This is a genomic window from Ruegeria sp. BC7 (genome assembly GCF_056539165.1).
In genome coordinates, this window is the sequence record NZ_JBQFUL010000001.1 from 682777 (window position 1) to 699575 (window position 16799).

13 protein-coding genes are annotated in these 16799 nt (G+C 54.7%); 6 read left to right on the forward strand and 7 right to left on the reverse strand.

The window, feature by feature from the left end:
- Positions 1-22 precede the first annotated feature (22 nt).
- The 5 genes from ACR0KS_RS03155 to ACR0KS_RS03175 form a co-directional block, all read right to left on the reverse strand.
- Entirely contained in the window at positions 23-2671 is a 2649-nt protein-coding gene (locus ACR0KS_RS03155; RefSeq protein ID WP_170562572.1) for an AsmA family protein, read from the reverse strand.
- A gap of 118 nt (positions 2672-2789) precedes the next feature.
- Positions 2790-3791 carry a HupE/UreJ family protein gene (locus tag ACR0KS_RS03160; RefSeq protein ID WP_170562575.1) on the reverse strand — a complete coding sequence of 334 codons (1002 nt, stop codon included), beginning with the start codon at positions 3789-3791 and terminating at the stop codon, positions 2790-2792.
- Complete coding sequence (locus ACR0KS_RS03165) at positions 3788-4618, reverse strand: peptidyl-prolyl cis-trans isomerase (RefSeq protein WP_170562578.1); 831 nt, start codon at positions 4616-4618, stop codon at positions 3788-3790. The genes ACR0KS_RS03160 and ACR0KS_RS03165 overlap by 4 nt, the downstream gene beginning before the upstream one ends.
- A 125-nt stretch (positions 4619-4743) precedes the next feature.
- Positions 4744-6666: a DUF3604 domain-containing protein gene (locus ACR0KS_RS03170; RefSeq protein WP_170410654.1), complete on the reverse strand. Its 1923-nt coding sequence runs from the start codon at positions 6664-6666 to the stop codon at positions 4744-4746.
- A 277-nt stretch (positions 6667-6943) separates the two neighbouring features.
- On the reverse strand, positions 6944-7885 hold the full coding sequence (locus ACR0KS_RS03175; RefSeq protein WP_170383481.1) for a response regulator: 942 nt from the start codon (positions 7883-7885) through the stop codon (positions 6944-6946).
- A 548-nt stretch (positions 7886-8433) separates the two neighbouring features.
- On the opposite strand from ACR0KS_RS03175, the gene ACR0KS_RS03180 reads away from it, so the two are divergent.
- Entirely contained in the window at positions 8434-9183 is a 750-nt protein-coding gene (locus ACR0KS_RS03180; RefSeq protein ID WP_170410651.1) for an acyl-homoserine-lactone synthase, read from the forward strand.
- Positions 9184-9234: 51 nt separating this feature from the next.
- Here the strand turns inward: ACR0KS_RS03180 and ACR0KS_RS03185 are convergent, their stop codons facing one another.
- Entirely contained in the window at positions 9235-9459 is a 225-nt protein-coding gene (locus ACR0KS_RS03185) for a hypothetical protein (protein WP_170562581.1), read from the reverse strand.
- Positions 9460-9573: 114 nt separating this feature from the next.
- On the opposite strand from ACR0KS_RS03185, the gene ACR0KS_RS03190 reads away from it, so the two are divergent.
- On the forward strand, positions 9574-10635 hold the full coding sequence (locus ACR0KS_RS03190) for a response regulator (protein ID WP_480693111.1): 1062 nt from the start codon (positions 9574-9576) through the stop codon (positions 10633-10635).
- A 34-nt stretch (positions 10636-10669) separates the two neighbouring features.
- Here ACR0KS_RS03190 and ACR0KS_RS03195 read toward each other — a convergent pair whose 3' ends face one another.
- The gene (locus tag ACR0KS_RS03195; protein WP_170562587.1) at positions 10670-12010 is read right to left on the reverse strand and encodes a cytochrome P450; all 1341 of its coding nucleotides are present in this window, start codon (positions 12008-12010) and stop codon (positions 10670-10672) included.
- A gap of 295 nt (positions 12011-12305) precedes the next feature.
- Between ACR0KS_RS03195 and ACR0KS_RS03200 the strand changes: the two genes are divergently transcribed.
- The 4 genes from ACR0KS_RS03200 (at position 12306) to ACR0KS_RS03215 (ending at position 16596) form a co-directional block, all read left to right on the forward strand.
- Positions 12306-13721 carry a sensor histidine kinase gene (locus ACR0KS_RS03200; RefSeq protein WP_170562590.1) on the forward strand — a complete coding sequence of 472 codons (1416 nt, stop codon included), beginning with the start codon at positions 12306-12308 and terminating at the stop codon, positions 13719-13721.
- A gap of 137 nt (positions 13722-13858) precedes the next feature.
- Positions 13859-14953 carry an FAD-dependent oxidoreductase gene (locus ACR0KS_RS03205; RefSeq protein WP_170562593.1) on the forward strand — a complete coding sequence of 365 codons (1095 nt, stop codon included), beginning with the start codon at positions 13859-13861 and terminating at the stop codon, positions 14951-14953.
- Positions 14934-15233, forward strand: a complete 300-nt coding sequence (locus tag ACR0KS_RS03210) for a (2Fe-2S)-binding protein (RefSeq protein WP_480693112.1) — start codon at positions 14934-14936, stop codon at positions 15231-15233. The genes ACR0KS_RS03205 and ACR0KS_RS03210 overlap by 20 nt, the downstream gene beginning before the upstream one ends.
- The gene (locus ACR0KS_RS03215; RefSeq protein ID WP_170562599.1) at positions 15220-16596 is read left to right on the forward strand and encodes an FAD/NAD(P)-dependent oxidoreductase; all 1377 of its coding nucleotides are present in this window, start codon (positions 15220-15222) and stop codon (positions 16594-16596) included. Before ACR0KS_RS03210 ends, ACR0KS_RS03215 begins: the two co-directional genes overlap by 14 nt.
- The last annotated feature ends 203 nt before the right edge of the window (positions 16597-16799 follow it).

Sequence of the window (16799 nt, forward strand, 5' to 3'; positions counted from 1 at the left end):
AAAGCGCAGTCCCTTGGCTGCGCTATTGCAATTGCAGGATGTCTGGCACGCACAGCTTGCGGTTGGTGGGCATCTGATCAGCGCCGTCAGACCGTTTTAGTCGTTTTGGCCCGTCCTTGACCTTGATCTTCGGCTTGGCCAGAGGTCCGGTGGCGGTCACAGGCCACGGGCTGCGGGACAGCGGCTCTCCGATTTTTCGGGGCTGCAGGTTAAGGTCCAAAGCCTTGTTGTTCATATCCACCGCACCGAAAACGACGATCTGAACTTGGTCCGTTTCCAGCGTGGTTTGTTTGGTCGAGATGTTCCCGCTTGCGATGGACAGCGGAGCGCGCAAACACACGATTGGCGCAACTTTCTGTTTTTCCTTTGTAAAGACCCAAGGCAGCAATCCAAGACCCGCAAGGTCCAGAAGCTGGGTTTCAATGGACCCATTGCGCATGGATACGGTGGCGTTGCCGCGCATTGACTGGGCAAAATGTTTGACCGAGTCGATCCCGCCGGTCACGTTGAAATCCGCGTAGATCGTTCCGCTGGCGCCTTTTTTGAAGTTCAGGTTGTGCAGTATATCGTCCAACCGCCAGCCACCGGCCTGACCGGTCAGGTTTAGCAAATGGTCTTCGTTCGACAGGTCCAAAAGGCCACTCACATCGAAATTGGCCCCGCCGTATTCAAATTTCAAAGGTCCGGCTTTCAGTTCACTTTCGTCGAGCGTCACTTCACTTTGCAAACTGCTTATGCCTTCGGCCCCTTCGATATGGCGCAGGTCGATGTCGACATCCATGTTCATTCCCGAAAGAAGGATTGAGCGGCCAATAGGTTTGAGTGTGACATCCCTCAGCGGGCTAGCGTCTGAGGTATCCTCTGCCTCGTCCTCACCGTCCTCGTCGGAAAGGCCGAGCTTTCTCAACTGGGCGGTTGCCAGGACTATGCTGCGAATTTGGTCTATTCGGATCAGGTCGCTTTCGATTTGCCCCTTCAGGACAGGGTCAGAGGTTGCGTCGTCCAGTGTGGCTGAAAACAGCAGCTCAGAGTCCGCAACAGTGATGTCCGCCTCTGCATTCCAGTCCGCGCCGTCGCTACTCAGGTTGATCGAAAACCCCGCTTGCCCCGTGTCCACAGGGTCCAACGACAGCGCCTGCAAAAGGTCCGCGCCAGATGGAACGCCAACTTCAATCCCCAGATCCAGATTCTCGAACTTCAGAACATTTTTTACCGAACCGTCAACGTTCAGAGACCAGATTTCAGTCTCGCTCGTGCGGCCGTCCAAATCCGAAAGCGTAAGCTGGTCGATGCCGCCCGTCAGGGAAAACTCTCCTGAAAACCTGCCGAGTTGATCGTCCGCGCCCAATAGCTCTGGCGAAATCAGGCTGCTGGCCGGAATGTCCAGCAACCCTTCTGCTGAAACCTCTTGCAGGCGCAGAGCGTCACCGACTGATCCGTTCAAGATAACAAAGGGGTTTGCGGGGTCTCCGATGCGCAAGTTAACATTGCCAACTCGCAATGCGCCGTCCGGGGTTCTGGATACCTCAGAGAATTTGACAGGCGGCGGTCCTTCCCCTGCGGTGTCCAACGTGAACCCGTTGGTCTGGATTACCATCTGTCGCTGTGGCACCTGGCCAGGAACGCTGTCCATTACCATATCCACAGCTATGAGTTTCAGGTCATAGCGTGATTGAGCGGGGGCGGGGTCTTCGCCCTTGGGGTAAAGTCGGATTTTTGTCCTGAGGGACACATCGGCCGGGTTTCCGATTTCACCGATCTGACCGGTCAATTCAAGGCTTTGCCCGCCATCCAGTTGTACCCCCACATCAAGATCGTCGACCCGCGCGATCCCCTCGGACGACTTGAAAGTCGCGCTTGCTTGGCCAGAGCCTTCGAGAACGCGATTGAGTTTCAAAATATCAAGGAGTTGCCCAAGCTGATTGATCTCTGCTTTCGTTTCTACGGTCAGCCCCGACGCCGTCTCAACTTCGTTGGCGGTGATCGAAACATGGTCAAAGTCGGCCTTTAGCTGAAATGGTTCGTCTTTTGGGAAAAGGAGTTGGAGGTCAAAAGCCTCTCCGTTCAGGGTTCCGTTCCCCGTCGCAGAGGCCACCGCCGTACCGCTGCCGGATGTCAATGTCAGGTCGGGTATGCGCAAGTCCAGGTCCATGCCGTTTTGCGCGCTCTGATACAGTACCGATATGTTGTTTATGTTGAACTGGGGGTCTGCCAGTAGATCAGAGATTGCGACCGGTGTCCCACTGCGAGGTGACGTATCTTTGTCTGTGGGGCCGGGATGGGCGCGCCACGATGTTTCCCCGTCTTGGGTCGTGATTAGCTTCAGATGAACTCCGTCCACTACCACATTGCTAACCGAGAGCTTGCCCTTGGTCAGATCACGAGCGGAAATTTGGAAGCCGAGCGTATCAATCTTGGCAAAATCGGTCCCCTCCGGTGATCGAGCAGGGAGAACGACGTCTGTGGCGGAAATCTCCAGTTGAGGGCCAAGCCCCACGCGAAGGCCGCCCTTGATGCTAACGTCTTGGCCGATTTTCTCGGACAGAATTTGCGCGGCCATTGCCGAGCGCGCCGAAGACAGGAACGGAGACGACAGAAACAGCCAGGCAACGCCAAAAACAACCAGAGCTATTGCACCGATGACGACCAGTCCTCGTACCAAAAATCGCAATTTTTGCCCCCTTTCCCTGCCGGTTTTTGACGGTGCCCACTGTTCCAAAGCGGGGCACATCACCGGAATGAAGAAACCGAAATGATCTTTAATCAATCATGTATTGACCCATTTGGCATCAAAAACCGCTGACACGCTCGACCAGCCAGTAAATTGAAACGCAACCGATGGCGTAGCCTGCAACCGGCATAGCAATGGAGGCAACTTTCGCGGGCTCGAACCTTGTGGTGAGTCTCCAAGCCAGCATGATCGCCGCAAGCCCGGCTATGAACAAAAGCTGGCCTGCCTCTACGCCCAAGTTGAAGGAAAGCAGTGCCGTGAAAATGTCTTGGGGCGGAACACCGATTTCAGCCAATGCCCCTGCAAATCCAAGCCCGTGCAAAAGGCCGAAGCAGAAGCAAATGATCCAGGGGTACTGTTCCGACAACCTTGGTTTTCCCTCAGTGTGACTGAGTATTTCCAGCGCCAGAAATACGATCGACAAAGCGATGACGGCTTCTACCGGCGGGCCAGGCACGTGAACGATGCCCAAAGTCGCAAGGGCCAGCGTGATCGAGTGTGCGACAGTGAACGCTGTGACCGCTCCGACCAGCCGCCATTTGTCGTGCACCAGAACGAAAAGTGCAAAAACAAACAGAAGATGATCCCAGCCTTCCAGAATATGATCGAAACCAAGCTGGAAATAGCTGAAGAAAACGGAACTGGTCGTCGGTTGTTCCGGGATGATCAGCGTAGAAACGTCGGGCGTGAAGCGCAGCGTCGTTGTGGCTGCGTCAAGGGGTTGAACGCGCAGCAGAACGTCATTTCGTTGCTTTTCAAGCCCTTCGATCAAGACGGGTTTGCCTGCCAGACCGGTATCGCATTCCATGATCCACGTGGATACCCATGCGACGCTGTCGGATGTGGGTTCCGGCCCCCGCGCTGGTTCACATGAATTTGGGAAAACGGCGTCTATGTTCATAGGACGGCCCACGACGTCGGGCTTTCGCCAATGCACCTGCCAGGTGTTCTGGGTCAACTGCCTGAGTTCCAGGTAGCCCGGATCCAATGCGTGCGCGTGCGCGACCTTCGGGGCAAACGCGACCCAGATGGTGAATAACAGATAGAGAAAGGTCTTCATTCCTCGGCCTCTGCCTGTCCCGGTGCGACGATCTGATAATTTGCGGCCAAATTCTCGTACTGAGCGCGCGCCAGTTGCTCTCCGGTTTCGCGGCGCCATTCTAGCAGAACAGCTTCGCGAATTTGATCAAGCGGCGGCAGCGAGGCCGGTTGGGTCGCCGTGACACGAACCAAATGTTGCCCATACCCCGACTGGATCGGGCCTGCCCACTGCCCAGTTGCAAGCGCACCGACGGAATCCGAGAATTGTTTACCAAAATTGGCATCAATGGTTCGGGCTGACGACAAGGGCAGGGATCGTGGAAGCAAAGTTCGTGTGCCAATGCCCACCCAGTCTTCACCGGCCTCCAATCGGGATTTCGCGTCGGCAACGTCGTCAGAGCTGGGCGATTCACCTAAAAACACCTGATCCAGAGCGATCAGTCGAGGGGTTGTGAAACGCTCGGAGTTTTCGTTCAGAAATGCTTGTAATTCTTGGGTTTCCGGCTCGGCCGATGACGCGATCGCGTTCGTTAGAAAATCCATCTTTTGCGCCAACCGCGCACGGATCACTTGATCTCCGCGGTCGAGCCCGAGCTTGCGCGCCTCTCTTACAAGAACTTCTTCGCGCACGGTCGCATCAACAAGGGCGCTTAGCTCTGCTTCGTTCGGGGGCCTTTTCCAAGTGTCAGAAAACCGTTCGGCCAGCAGATCGATGTCTTGTTCATCAACAACTATCGTCTCGGTTGGCTCTGCATCACCGTCTTGAGGTGAAACAAGGTAAAACCATCCGAAAATTGCCCCCCCGATCAAAATAAAGTGGAGCAGTGGTTCTTTAAAAATGCGCATGGGCTCTCTCAGGGAAAACGTGAGCCGCGGCCAATGCTGACCAGCGGCTCTGTCTTTGGTAGTTTGATGTTACTCAGCGCGCCGTGTCTATCGTTTATCCTAACGGCGACATCCGAAATGACGGATCACTCGCTTGGTGTGTACCAGATTGGCGAGGAATACGCGCGTTCCTGATGAACCAGTTGCGCTTCTTCCGGCAGATCAATGCCAAAGCGTAGCTTGTCATACAGCACCCAGCGCGGAGTCGGTATTTCCAGAACCCGGACGTAATAGAAGGCTCTTTGGCTCGGATCGAATTCGGGGTCGGTCCAAACGGTCACCAATTCCGACGTGCCGATCGTGTTGCTCCAGCTTGCTGTATCTACATTGACGGTATTTCCAACCTCTGGCAGTTGCCCGCTCGCGTCCAGTGACCGGTCGCCAGACCAGGCAACATTAAAAACTTTCTCTTGAAGTTCACCGTCCGCGTCCAGCCAACCCTTGATAACTTGCGCGCGATCAAGGTTGGCGCCAATGGGGTCACGCAGCGCGCCGATCAGGAACGTTGGTGCGCCGTCGCCCTCGCGCGGTCGAAGGTCACTGCCCATCGGGACGCCCTTGGTGTACCCGACATCAGCCACAAGACGGGTCAGCAAGTCCTCGTCCTGAAAATCCCAGCCACCGAAAAAGCGCAGACCGATACGCGGGCCCGTGGTGGCGTAGGTCTCTCGACGCTTGAAGGCGTCGAAAATAGCCGCGCGTGTGTTGTCCGACGCCCACACAGCGGTATAGCCGGACGCGACAAGCGTATGCCCTTCAAAGGCACCCAATTCGCTTTCGACAAACGGGTGCAGCACCCGCGTGGCAGAGGGTTCGGCGCTGACCGATTTGCCGAAGTAGTTTTCTTCTTCGGCCGTCGCCAGTGACGTGTGGCTGTCCGTTGCCCCGCCCATTCCGAACTTGTAGGGGTTCACGCCGAACTTTTCTTCCAGCGCCAGACCGCGTTTCAGTGCCTCGCGTGCGTATTCGCCGGCCAGCATGTCTTCGGTCTTAAGCTCTGTGATGTCCAGATTGCCGACATCCCAGTTTTCATAATCGGCGAATGGGTCATCCGGGCTTAGATAGGGGTGAGCCTCGCCATCGCCCTTGATCTGCGTGACTTCGTAATGTGGCTCCCATTTGGCGCGGTTGTTGACGTATTCTTCGTCTACTTTGCCACCGTGATACGTGTCTTCGGTCGGGAACATCCAGCCATTGGATAGGTTGCCGTTATGCGCGAATGCAACCGCCCGACCACCTGTTTTCGCTTGATATTCTTCCAGCCAGGCGTACAGCGCCTTGGGGTCCGTATCCCCGTAAGGAGGCTGGGTTACCGGCGGAACCATCTGCAATGCGCGGATTGGACCATCGCGCAGCATAACGTTCCTGTGCAGGTTGAAGCCCTTTGGCACGGACGTCCACTCAAACCCAATGAAGGCCGTAAATTTTCCGGGGTCATTGTGCCGCTCGGCCGCCATGACAATCTGTTCCCACGTGAACGCAAAAGCGTCAGCGCCGGGGCTGTAGGACTCCAGCAGGATTTCCGGCAGGGTCATCTGCGAAAAATTCGTAATAATATCAAAGGCTGCCTTGGCCGCATTTTCGCCGCCAGCCTTGTAGCCTTCATACCACTCCAAACCCTTTGGATCAGAAAGAACACCGGGTTTCCCTGCCTGCAAGTCTGGTGCAAAACCCATAAGGTCGGTGTGGTCCGTCAGAACCATCCAATCCAACGGTCGAGCCAGCCTGACAGGTTGACCAGTGGATGAAATTACCTGCTCACCCTTGGCAAATCTCCATGCTTCGTCTGGCAGCAGAGTGTTTCCGAACGCGCCCGCGTCCAACGAAAGCCCCGTGTGCAAATGGGTGTCACCCCAAAGCGGACGCTCGGGAAATGTACGATTGGCATAAGGCGAGAAGGGACGTTCCGCAAACGTGCCCTCAGCGGCCTGTTTGCTTGGAACCGCATCGGCAAATGAAATGGCGGGCAGGGAAATCAAAGTCACCAAACAGGAACGCAATCGAAGCATAGAAACCTCCCAGTAAATATATTCAAAACAACGTAGGCGTCTGACTTGTTAGTCAACGATATTCCAATTTGTAAATATTACCGAATGGTATTTTGGGATTTCTAGTGATCGTCAAAAAAATGTTCAAAATAAATAAGTTAAACGCACCTGATGGGGCGCGGACGCTTGAGCCTAGCGGTCCGAATGTGAAAGGATGGCTGAAAATAGATCGTGGAAAAGTTGTGGTGCGCTCAGAGATTCTGAACGCACCAGTCTTACAAGAATAGTCGCAGGCGAATTACCCGAAGCGGGCGATTGGGCCTTGTGGGATATCAGCCAATTCGACCGCCTTGTCGATCAAGAACAAGGCTTCCATCTTGGAATGTGCAAGCAGCGAAACATCGTTTCCGACCTGGAAAGAGAAATTGGTCGGTGAATGAATGCTTGGCGTTTCGCCGGCCGGAAGTTGCGACAGCCGGTGGTTCAACTGCTGCGCAGCCATTCCCTTTTTCTTGTCATGAATCAGCAGAAAGACCCCGTTCCCCCAATAGGTCGCGAAATTGCGCCCTTCTTGGCTGACGGACAGAAGTGCTGCTCCGGCCGACGCCAGGAATTCGCGGAACTCGCTGGAAGTGCTTGAGGAAAACAGATCCTCAACGTCCGCAACTTTCACGGCGAGGATTTTCGATGTTCTTGAGTGCATCGTGGCAAGCTGAACGACGTAGTTTTCAAACTCGGCCAGTCCGATGCAGCCATCCAGATCCCCAAAATAGAGAGGGTCGCTCAGGCTGAAGTTGGTGTTAACCTCAGAGTCGTTGTCGGCGTAGATGTCCGCCTCAAGCACTTCGATCGCCGCACGTCGCTCTGCAGCCAGCCTGTAAGCATCGGACAGCCGTTGTTTCAGGTCCGCGAATTCAAAGGGCTTGGTTACGTAGTCGGTTGCGCCAACTTCAAACGCTTCGTCGATGTACTGCTTTTGCACCATGGCGGTGACCATGATGATCGGAGTAAATTTGTAGTCGGGCAAGTTGCGCACTTCTTCGCATAGCGCAATGCCGTTCATCTCGGGCATTTGCACATCCAGCAGAAGGCAATCAAAGGGCTGGTCGGTTTCCGACAGCGTCTTTAGTGCCTCTTGCCCGCTTCGCGCGGTCGCAACATCTTCGTAGCCGAACGCCCCGAGTACACAGATTAGCAACTCTAGGATGCTTGGATCGTCGTCTACAGCAAGTATCCGCATAACTATTCACCAGGTTTTGCCACCGAACCGACCTTTGGGCATTGCAGACTTCCGGCAAAGATCGGCTGGCGAGTGGATTTCTAGGTTCTGATAGCCTGTCGAACAAAAACGGCAAAACATTGACACTGGAAGGGCGGCCATGTGTTCCGGCTTACATTTTTATTGTTCCGCGTGTTGGGCATTTTTCAGGGTGCAGACGGCTTAGATGTAAGCTTTTCCGTGAAAACTATGGGGTGTGCGGCTGCTCTGATGAGGGCTGAGGAACCCTGATCGAGAACCGCCGCAGGTGACGCGATGCGAAAATTTGTAGATCAGCGAAGAAATTGAAATTTTGTCAAGGATTTGAGTGCGATCGAGTGTACGCTTTTTGCCGGTTTTAGCCGCAAAATGAACGCTAAAAACAGATATAGGTGTCTTGTGAATACTCAACCCAAGGTATGGGAGGTGATTTGGTCACACATCCTCTTCAATCATAGGGTGAGCGACACTAACTTATGGACTTGCCGTTCAGCTTATTGGCATAAGTGTGTCAAAAATAAGAGCAAAATATGGACCGACCACTCAGGTACGAGCAGGCATATCCAGCGTCCCGCGTTTTTCCGGAGCTTGAACCTGCAAATGACATTCCGGCTGCGCCGAAAATTTCGGCGCGCCAAAAGTTGTTTGCGCTCAAACGCAGGTCGTCCGACCGTCTAAGCAAACTAGGGGGCATCCGCGCGACGACACTTAGTTTTCGCAACATGCACGAGCATGGGACACTGCTTGCAAAGTACCTGGAGACTCGAAAGCATATCTTCATCGACCGGCTGAACTGGCAGATCGGCGAGGTTGATGGGATGGAATTCGACCAATACGATACACCCGCGTGTCGCTGGGTCGTGTTGCACGAGTTCGGCGAGGTTCTAGGAGGGGTGCGCCTTTTGCCCACCACCGCGCGCTGTGGAATCTACAGTTATATGCTTCGGGATGCGCAAAACGGTATTCTGCCAAGTTTGCCCACTGACGTTTTGTTCTTTGAAGCCCCGGTGAACCCGAAAGTCTGGGAAGCGTCACGGTTCTTTATCACCGACAGTGTCCCATCCTCGCGCCGGATGGCCATTCAGCAAGAGCTGTTTTATCGTATGACCGAGAACGCCGAGGAGTGTGGGGCGTCCAGGATACTTGGGATTGTGCCTGCTGTCTGGTCGCGCTGGTCGCGACGTCTGGGGGTGGGGGCTGCTCCGGTCGGGGCCAAGTTTTCGATCGAAGGAAGCGTCAGCCAATCGGTTCTGTTCAACATCAAAGACGATTCAGACTGACATGGTAAAGTCTCGCAGCAATTTACGCGCCGTCCGGTCCTGATTTTTACGTCAGTCTTCATCTTTGAGGCGAAAACGGGTTGCTGACTTCACCCATTCTTGTTGGGGTTTGATGCCTATTGCCAAGGTAACCTTTTGTATTTTATAGATAAAATCTGATTTCTTGATGTTGTGTAAGCCCGTTTTGGCCTGTTGGTGCCAAAATAAGGTCAAGAAATGAACAACATTTGCGGGGTTTTTCTCGCTTTTCGCCGCTGTTTCGTCCCAGTCGCTCATTAGGTTGGGGCCGTTAAACAGGTCAAATGTAGTTCACCAGTTATGAAACATTCAAATCCGGGAAAAGAGCAATTCCAACGCAAGCTGGAAAGCCGCGCGTTACAGAAAGCCACGATGAGAGTGTTGGCGGTCGATGACGAGCCAGGCATTCTGGAATTGCTTCAGGCAGCCCTGTCAGAGGTCGAAAACTGCGACATTCTAGTGGCAAGCTCTGCCGACGAAGCGCTGCAGACGATCCAGTCGTGTGATGCCGCGTTCGATTGCTTTCTGTTGGATATTCAAATGCCCGGCACCAATGGCATCGAATTGTTGCGCCGTATTCGCAGCATTCCCGAGCACGCGGATACACCTGCGATCATGCTGACTGCAATGAGCGACAGAAGATATGTCGAAGAAGCCTTTTTGGTGGGTGCTTTCGACTATATCACTAAACCCTTTGACTTTTTCGAGTTGCGCAGCCGCATGAACGCGGCTCATCATTTGATGCAGGAGCGGATCAAAGCACGCAGGACGTCGGCCTCTGTCAAAAATCTCCGCGAGGAGTTGGACTATAGCCAGCAATTCAGCTTTGAAGACCCACTTTCAATCGACGGGCTGCGTCGTTTCTTGCGGTATGTAGAGTTCGACAACTATGTCGAGCAGCTTTCGAGGGGGCGTCTGTTTGAATCCTGCGCCGTCGCGATAAAGTTGCAGGACGCAGAATTTCGCTTTGACCTGAACGATTTCGGAGCTTTTCGACGCGCGATAACCGGCTTGGGTCGCAGCGTAGAGTTGGCCACCAAAGAGGCTGAATCGGTATTTTCCTACAGGGGGAGTGGCGTCTTTCTTGTTGTCGCGCATGGGCGCGACCGCGCGGCCATGCTTCCAAAGGAAGACCAGCTTAACTCTGTTTTTGCTGAGGTTCTCAGCGATAGAGGCGGGGGAGGGTCCATGAGGGCCGTAATAGGCGCACCAGTTTCGATGCGCTCGATCTCTAAGGCCGGAGCCTTCGCAGCAATGAACAGCGCGGTTGAGAATGTTAACGGCCGCGAGCAGGCTTATAGAAAAGGTTTCGACGCTGAGCCTCTGTTTCATTGCGAGGCCGCAGGGTCGCGCAAGGTGAAGTCTCATAAGAGGCTATTCGATACAGTGCTGCGCGAGATGTACGGAAACCAAACTTACTTGGCGCGAAAATAACACGCCAATACGGATGGTCCTGTGATCGTCAGGCTCATGCTGGCGCTTTCTCGGCGTTCAAAATCAAAGGGCCGCTCGTGCGCATTGTAAATGTCAGGATCGGTTCAGGAATTTGAACGTCGGACAAGGAAAAGTGAATGCGCCGCAGTGCCGAAGCCATCAAGATCATGATCTCTGTCTCGGCATATTGAGCGCCGATGCAAATTCGCGGCCCTGCTCCGAACGGGATATATTGCCCTCGCGGAGGAGGCGTGCCAAGAAATCGCTCCGGACGATATTGCGAGGGTTCGTCCCACAGCTTTTCATTCCGGTGCAGCGAGTAGACCGGGAAAAACAGCGCGTCCCCCTTTTCGATTTTGACATCCTTGACCTCGATCGCGTCGGACGCGTCTCGGGCAAAGAAGGCCGCCGAAGGGTACAGCCGCAGGGTTTCCTTGATGTGGGCCCGTAGTAACGGCAGGTGCTCGAGATGCGAAAACTCCAGCTTTCCTTCGGGGCAAACAGATCGGATTTCCTGGCGTATTCGGTTTTGCATATCGGGGTTCAATGCCAGCAGGTAGTACCCCCATGCCAGCGCATTGGCCGAAGTTTCGTGGCCGGCAACAACAAAGGTCAACAGGTTGTCGACCGTTGTTTCGGCGTCCTCAAAGTCCGACTTGAGCGCATCAATCATCAGATCAAGAAAATCTTCAGGTTCGTCACGGTTTTCAGACCGGCGCAATTCAATAACTTGCCGCGCCAAATCCCGCATGTCAGTGACCGGAGCCTTGCTGCTGAGCCACTTTTTCCGCGGAAGCCACTTGGGAAACCCAAGCAGGTCAAACAGGGAAAGATCCGAAATATAGTTGAAGTAAGCGATTAGCCCGACGCGGATTTGTTCGGCGCTGACTTCTTCATTTCCTGAGAAGATGACCCTTGAAATATTGGTCAGTGTTGACGCAGGGGCTATTTGCGCGACGTCGACCGGGCCTTCGTTTTCTGCAATGGACTCTGCCACTTCAATGCCAGTTTCAGCGAAGTGGCGGGACAGAACCGGCAGGTTTCTTGCCGCAAACAAAGGAGAGTACCTGTGTCGCTGTTTGCGCCATTTTTCACCCTCAGAAAGGATCAGACCGTTGCCTACCGCTGATCCAATGATGTCTTTCGTGAACTTTGCCTTCGGAAAAGACCGGCCTTTGCCGACAAGAAGCTCTGTGACCATTTCCGGGTCGCAGATGTAGTGGATGTTCAGCGGTCCACGAACATAAGTCTGCCGCAATGTCTCGGCCGGAATGACTTCAAGCATATTGCGGCCAGCCGATTTTGCGAACTGAAGCAACGTCACTGGCTTTTCTGCGAGGTTGGCAGAAACCGGCGTGACGTCGAATTGTTTCATTTTCCTCTTTCCGATGGCGTTCAAGGCGCTGCCCCTCTTTGCTTTTCGCCGGTCTACAGGTTCATTTACGTGGAAAAAGTGTAAATAAGCAATGAGTTCGTGGATGCAGAGCCAATTGATTGACCTACTTTCTGGAAACAATGCGGTTAGATTTCGATGGGCTTGGATTTTAGGCAATGCGACAATTGATAGCCTGGCGAAAGAAAGTCGCCAAACTGTGAACCTATTTCCGACCAACTGCGTCCTCATTGTTTAGCTAGAAGTTGCCAAGAGGCAAAGCAATGAAGACGACGGGATGACGGTCATCGAAGCAACGCAACAGGTCCGGGACCCAGGGGAACCCAAAGATCAGTTGCTACAAAACATTAAAGACTACACTGCCATGAGCTTTGCGCTGTTGTGGCAGCGGCAGGCGATTTTTCTGGCCACCACAATTCTCACTGGTTTCTTCTTCGAGCCCCTCAATGCCATTTTGTTCTACGGTACGATCCTGATCTGTGAAGCGCAGGACTTGTACCTTGCAAAACGCGTTGCCCGCCTGAACCCAGATGAACGCAAAGCCATTGCCATGATGGTCGCGTGGATCCTGCTGAATACGATCCTGAGTTCCACCGCAATTTGTCTGTATGCCGTTTCGGTCGCGCTTGAACAGCCGACGGGCGGTCATTTTACCCCGTTGTTTTTCCTGTTTGCGGCGGCGCTTTTTGCTGCAATGAACAACCACCAATTCGTTTGGGCGATGATTGTTCGTCTTGCCATGTACGGGGTCTCGTTCATGGTGATTGTCGTAAAGGATATATGGGTCGAACAACCCGATCTTTCGTCCGATTTGTGGCTGCATTTTTTCACAGTCGTGTTCGTGATGTACTTTCTGATCGACTGCTCACTGGTTTTTCTAAAGCTGTACCGGAAAAACTTGGAGCAGCTCGAAAAGTTGAAAGAAGAACATGAGCGTACAAAAGCGGCCTACGTTGCAAAGACTCAGTTCATTTCCACGGTTAGCCATGAACTGCGGACGCCCCTTACGTCAATCAAGGGGTCATTGGATCTGATAAATTCCGGCGCGATGGGTGAAGTTCCCGAGAAAATGCAGAACCTTATCGAGCTGGCGAGCAAGAACAGCGAGCGGCTGTCGTCTTTGATCAACGACGTTCTGGACATCCAGAAAATGGAAGCCGGTGAGATGGTCATTCGCAGGACGGCAATCGACGTTCGTCCGCTGGTTCAAGAGGCGATCGCCTGCAACCTCGGATTTGCCAGCGCGCATAACGTCGAGATTGTGGAGGATGAGCAAGAGGATCAGGACCTGATGATAAAGGGCGACGCCTCGCGTCTGATGCAGGTTTTGACCAACATGATATCCAATGCTGCCAAGTTTTCGTTTGAAGGCGGAACAGTGACCGTTGGGTTCAAGAGGATCGGACCACGTGTTCGCATTTTCGTAAAGGACCAAGGTGTCGGTATTCCTGCTGGCTGCCGGGACAAGGTATTCGACCGGTTTTCACAAATTGACTCGTCGGACGAACGCCACGCCGGAGGCACAGGGCTTGGGATGAACATCTCCAAGGAGATTGTCGAACAGTTCGGCGGAACGATAGACTATTACAGCACAGTTGGCGTCGGCACTGAGTTTTTTGTTGAATTCCCCATCTTTGAGGGCGGAAGCGGTTCGATTGCGCGTGCGTTTGCCGGAAAATCCAACGCGGCTTGATCAAACCCGTCGGCTGATTGAGGCGCTGCTTGTCGGCTTTCACGTCGAACTTGGCGTCGTCGCGAAATGAAATTCGGTTTGGACTTCCCCGAAGGGCAGATTAAACTTCGTAGGCTGTTCATTAATAAGGCAGGTCCATGGGAACCGATTATGCTGTTATCGGGGCTGGCGTTGTGGGCCTCTCGGTGGCGTGGGGGCTGCTAAAACGTGGGCGTAGTGTTGCGGTTCTCGACGGGGATGACGGGTCTTTCCGCGCGAGCCGTGGAAATTTTGGCCTGGTTTGCGTGCAAGGCAAGGGGTTAAAGCAACCCCGTTACGCACGTTGGTCTCAGCGCTCGGCGGCACTTTGGTCAGATTTTGCCAGTGAACTTGGCGAGGCCACGGGGCTCGACCTTCGGCTCGAGCAGCGCGGAGGGTTCGACTTCCATTTCTCTGAACAGACACTTGAGGCGACAGTTCGGGACTACGAGCATATTCGCAGCGCGCTGGACGGCGATTACCCGTACGAGGTCATGGGGCACAATGCGCTGCGCAAGGAAGAACCGCATATCGGCCCCAAGGTCATCGGCGCCATACTCCATCATCAGGACGGTCATGTTAATCCCTTGAAGCTGTTGAAGGCGCTGGCGATCGATGTACGCCAGTTGGGTGGGCAGGTCATGACGGGGCGAACGGTTGTTGACGTCGACAAACCCGGCTCTTTCCTGATCACATGCGAGGACGGAGAGGTTTTTGAGGCTGACAAGGTTGTTTTGGCCGCGGGTCTTGGCGCTGCGCAGCTTGGGCCCAAAATGGGATTCTCCGCGCCAGTGCGCCCAGAGAGGGGGCAGGTGCTGATCACGGAAAAGCTGCCTCGGATCATCAATCGCCCGTCCATCATCGCAAGGCAGGTGGATGAAGGCGGAATACAGATAGGCGCTACCAACGAACAAACGGGTCTTGATGATCGCGTGACGCGGCATGGCCTGTCAGGGCTGGCGGCCGAGGCAATTGCCGCGTATCCGATCCTCGCGCGCGCGCAGCTTGTCCGAAGCTGGGGCGCGTTGCGGGTTCTGACCCCGGATGGATTGCCGATCTACCAGCAAAGCGCCAAGATGCCCGGTGCGTTTCTTGCGACATGTCATAGCGGCATCACATTGGCTGCGGCCCATGCGCGGCTGTTGCCCGACTGGTTTGACGGCACGGTATCTGCCCCTGATCTGGAGGTGTTTGGTGAAGCCCGTTTTTCTTGAGTCTGAACAAGCTGCGCAGGCTGTCGTCTTCGTGGATGAGGTCGAGCTGACCTTGCCGGAAGGAATGAACCTCGCCGCGGCGCTGTTGTGCGCTGGCATAGATGTGTTTCGGCGAACTCCGGTCTCTGGCTCTCCGCGTGGTCCGTTTTGCATGATGGGCGCTTGCTATGAGTGTCTGGTGGAAATTGATGGCGTCACGCGCCAAGCCTGCATGAGCGAAGTAGCCGATTGCCTTCGGATCACCTTGCCCGGACAAGTGAGGTCTAATGCCCGAATTTGATCTGGCTATCGTCGGCGCCGGTCCTGCGGGAATGGCCGCCGCAACGCAGGCAGCCGAATTTGGATTGCGGGTTGCCATTCTTGATGAACAGCCCCGCGCAGGCGGGCAGATTTACCGCGATGTCGAGCGGGCCTCGGAAATTCGCCGCAACATACTTGGGCCGGATTACACCTGTGGCGCAGCTCTTGCCGCCGGGATGCACGTTGCCGGTATTGAACACATTCGGGCGGCGACGGTCTGGGCCATAGAAGACGGCTTTGAACTCTCGTACACGCAGTCTGGCCGCGCCGCCACAATCCGTGCGCCGAGGGTTCTGCTGGCAACCGGTGCGTTAGAGCGACCCATGCCACTGCCCGGATGGACTTTGCCCGGAGTGATGACGGCAGGAGCGGGGCAAATCCTTCTAAAACAATCCGGGGTGTTGGTTCAAAATGCGGTTTTGGTTGGAAACGGGCCGTTGTTGTTGTTGGTTGCAGCTCAGATGGTCCGCGCGGGAACGCCGCCTGTCGCATTGATAGAGACCCGAACCGCAATGCGTAACGCGCTTTGGCACAGCTTTGGTGCGTTGCGCGGGTGGCGGTATCTGGTCAAGGGCGTCGGCCTGCTGAACCAGCTGCGCCGGGCACGTGTTCCGCGCTATACAGACGCTTCAGACATTTCCATCGTGGGCAGTGATCGGGCCGAAGCTGTGCGTTTCCGACACAGGGGACGACACGTCAACATCGGTTGCGAAATGGTGCTCTTGCATCACGGGGTGGTTCCTAACACGCAGGCCGCGCGCTCAGTCGGAATCGCCCATAGTTGGGATGCCCAGCAGCGCTGTTTTCGACCCCATATCGATATTTGGGGGGAAAGCGCCGTATCAGGAGTTTACATTGCCGGCGACGGCGCGGGAATTAACGGTGCAAAAGCCGCTGAATTGACTGGGCGCCTTGCGGCGCTAAGGCTTGCCGAGCAGATGCAACGATTGTCAGCGTCGGAAAGGGACAGGCTGGCTCAGCCCTTGCGTCGTGCACTTGATCTTGAGACTGCAGTGCGTCCGTTTCTGGAAACAGCATACCCCCCAAGCGCACAGGCGTTGTCGCCCGATGACAGCACTATCATCTGCCGGTGCGAAGAGATCACGGCAGCGGACATTCGGTCCTACGCGCGTTTGGGGTGCCTTGGGCCAAATCAGGCAAAAGCGTTCGGGCGCGCTGGAATGGGGCCGTGTCAGGGCCGGTTTTGCGGTTTGACGGTCACGGAACTTCTGTCTCAGGCAAACGGGGTCTCGCAGGATCAGACTGGCTATTTCAGGATCAGACCGCCTTTGAAACCCGTCACTCTGGGCGAGTTGGCTGCGATGCAGGACGATGCCGATTGATACCGCCGCGCCGTGTTTTTCGTCAAAGTCGAACAGCTGAACAATAGTCCCGTCAGAAAACGGTATATCGGATAGACACGGTGGGTAGGTGATGTTCGGATGCTAATGGCTCCAGCGAATTTAGTTGAAAGGCCAATGATCACCGGAACCCTAGCGAATGAACGGCTCGCTCAGGAGGCGGTTGCCGACGCGGTCTGTTTTCT

Excerpts from the sequence above, each read along its gene's own strand:
- ACR0KS_RS03190 (WP_480693111.1), top strand. The coding sequence starts at position 9,574 with ATGAGAGTGTTGGCGGTCGATGACGAGCCAGGCATTCTGGAATTGCTT.
- ACR0KS_RS03200 (WP_170562590.1), top strand. The coding sequence starts at position 12,306 with ATGACGGTCATCGAAGCAACGCAACAGGTCCGGGACCCAGGGGAACCC.
- ACR0KS_RS03175 (WP_170383481.1), bottom strand. The coding sequence starts at position 7,885 with ATGCGGATACTTGCTGTAGACGACGATCCAAGCATCCTAGAGTTGCTA.
- ACR0KS_RS03170 (WP_170410654.1), bottom strand. The coding sequence starts at position 6,666 with ATGCTTCGATTGCGTTCCTGTTTGGTGACTTTGATTTCCCTGCCCGCC.
- ACR0KS_RS03180 (WP_170410651.1), top strand. The coding sequence starts at position 8,434 with ATGGACCGACCACTCAGGTACGAGCAGGCATATCCAGCGTCCCGCGTT.
- ACR0KS_RS03205 (WP_170562593.1), top strand. The coding sequence starts at position 13,859 with ATGGGAACCGATTATGCTGTTATCGGGGCTGGCGTTGTGGGCCTCTCG.
- ACR0KS_RS03195 (WP_170562587.1), bottom strand. The coding sequence starts at position 12,010 with ATGAAACAATTCGACGTCACGCCGGTTTCTGCCAACCTCGCAGAAAAG.
- ACR0KS_RS03185 (WP_170562581.1), bottom strand. The coding sequence starts at position 9,459 with ATGAGCGACTGGGACGAAACAGCGGCGAAAAGCGAGAAAAACCCCGCA.
- ACR0KS_RS03160 (WP_170562575.1), bottom strand. The coding sequence starts at position 3,791 with ATGAAGACCTTTCTCTATCTGTTATTCACCATCTGGGTCGCGTTTGCC.
- ACR0KS_RS03215 (WP_170562599.1), top strand. The coding sequence starts at position 15,220 with ATGCCCGAATTTGATCTGGCTATCGTCGGCGCCGGTCCTGCGGGAATG.
- ACR0KS_RS03165 (WP_170562578.1), bottom strand. The coding sequence starts at position 4,618 with ATGCGCATTTTTAAAGAACCACTGCTCCACTTTATTTTGATCGGGGGG.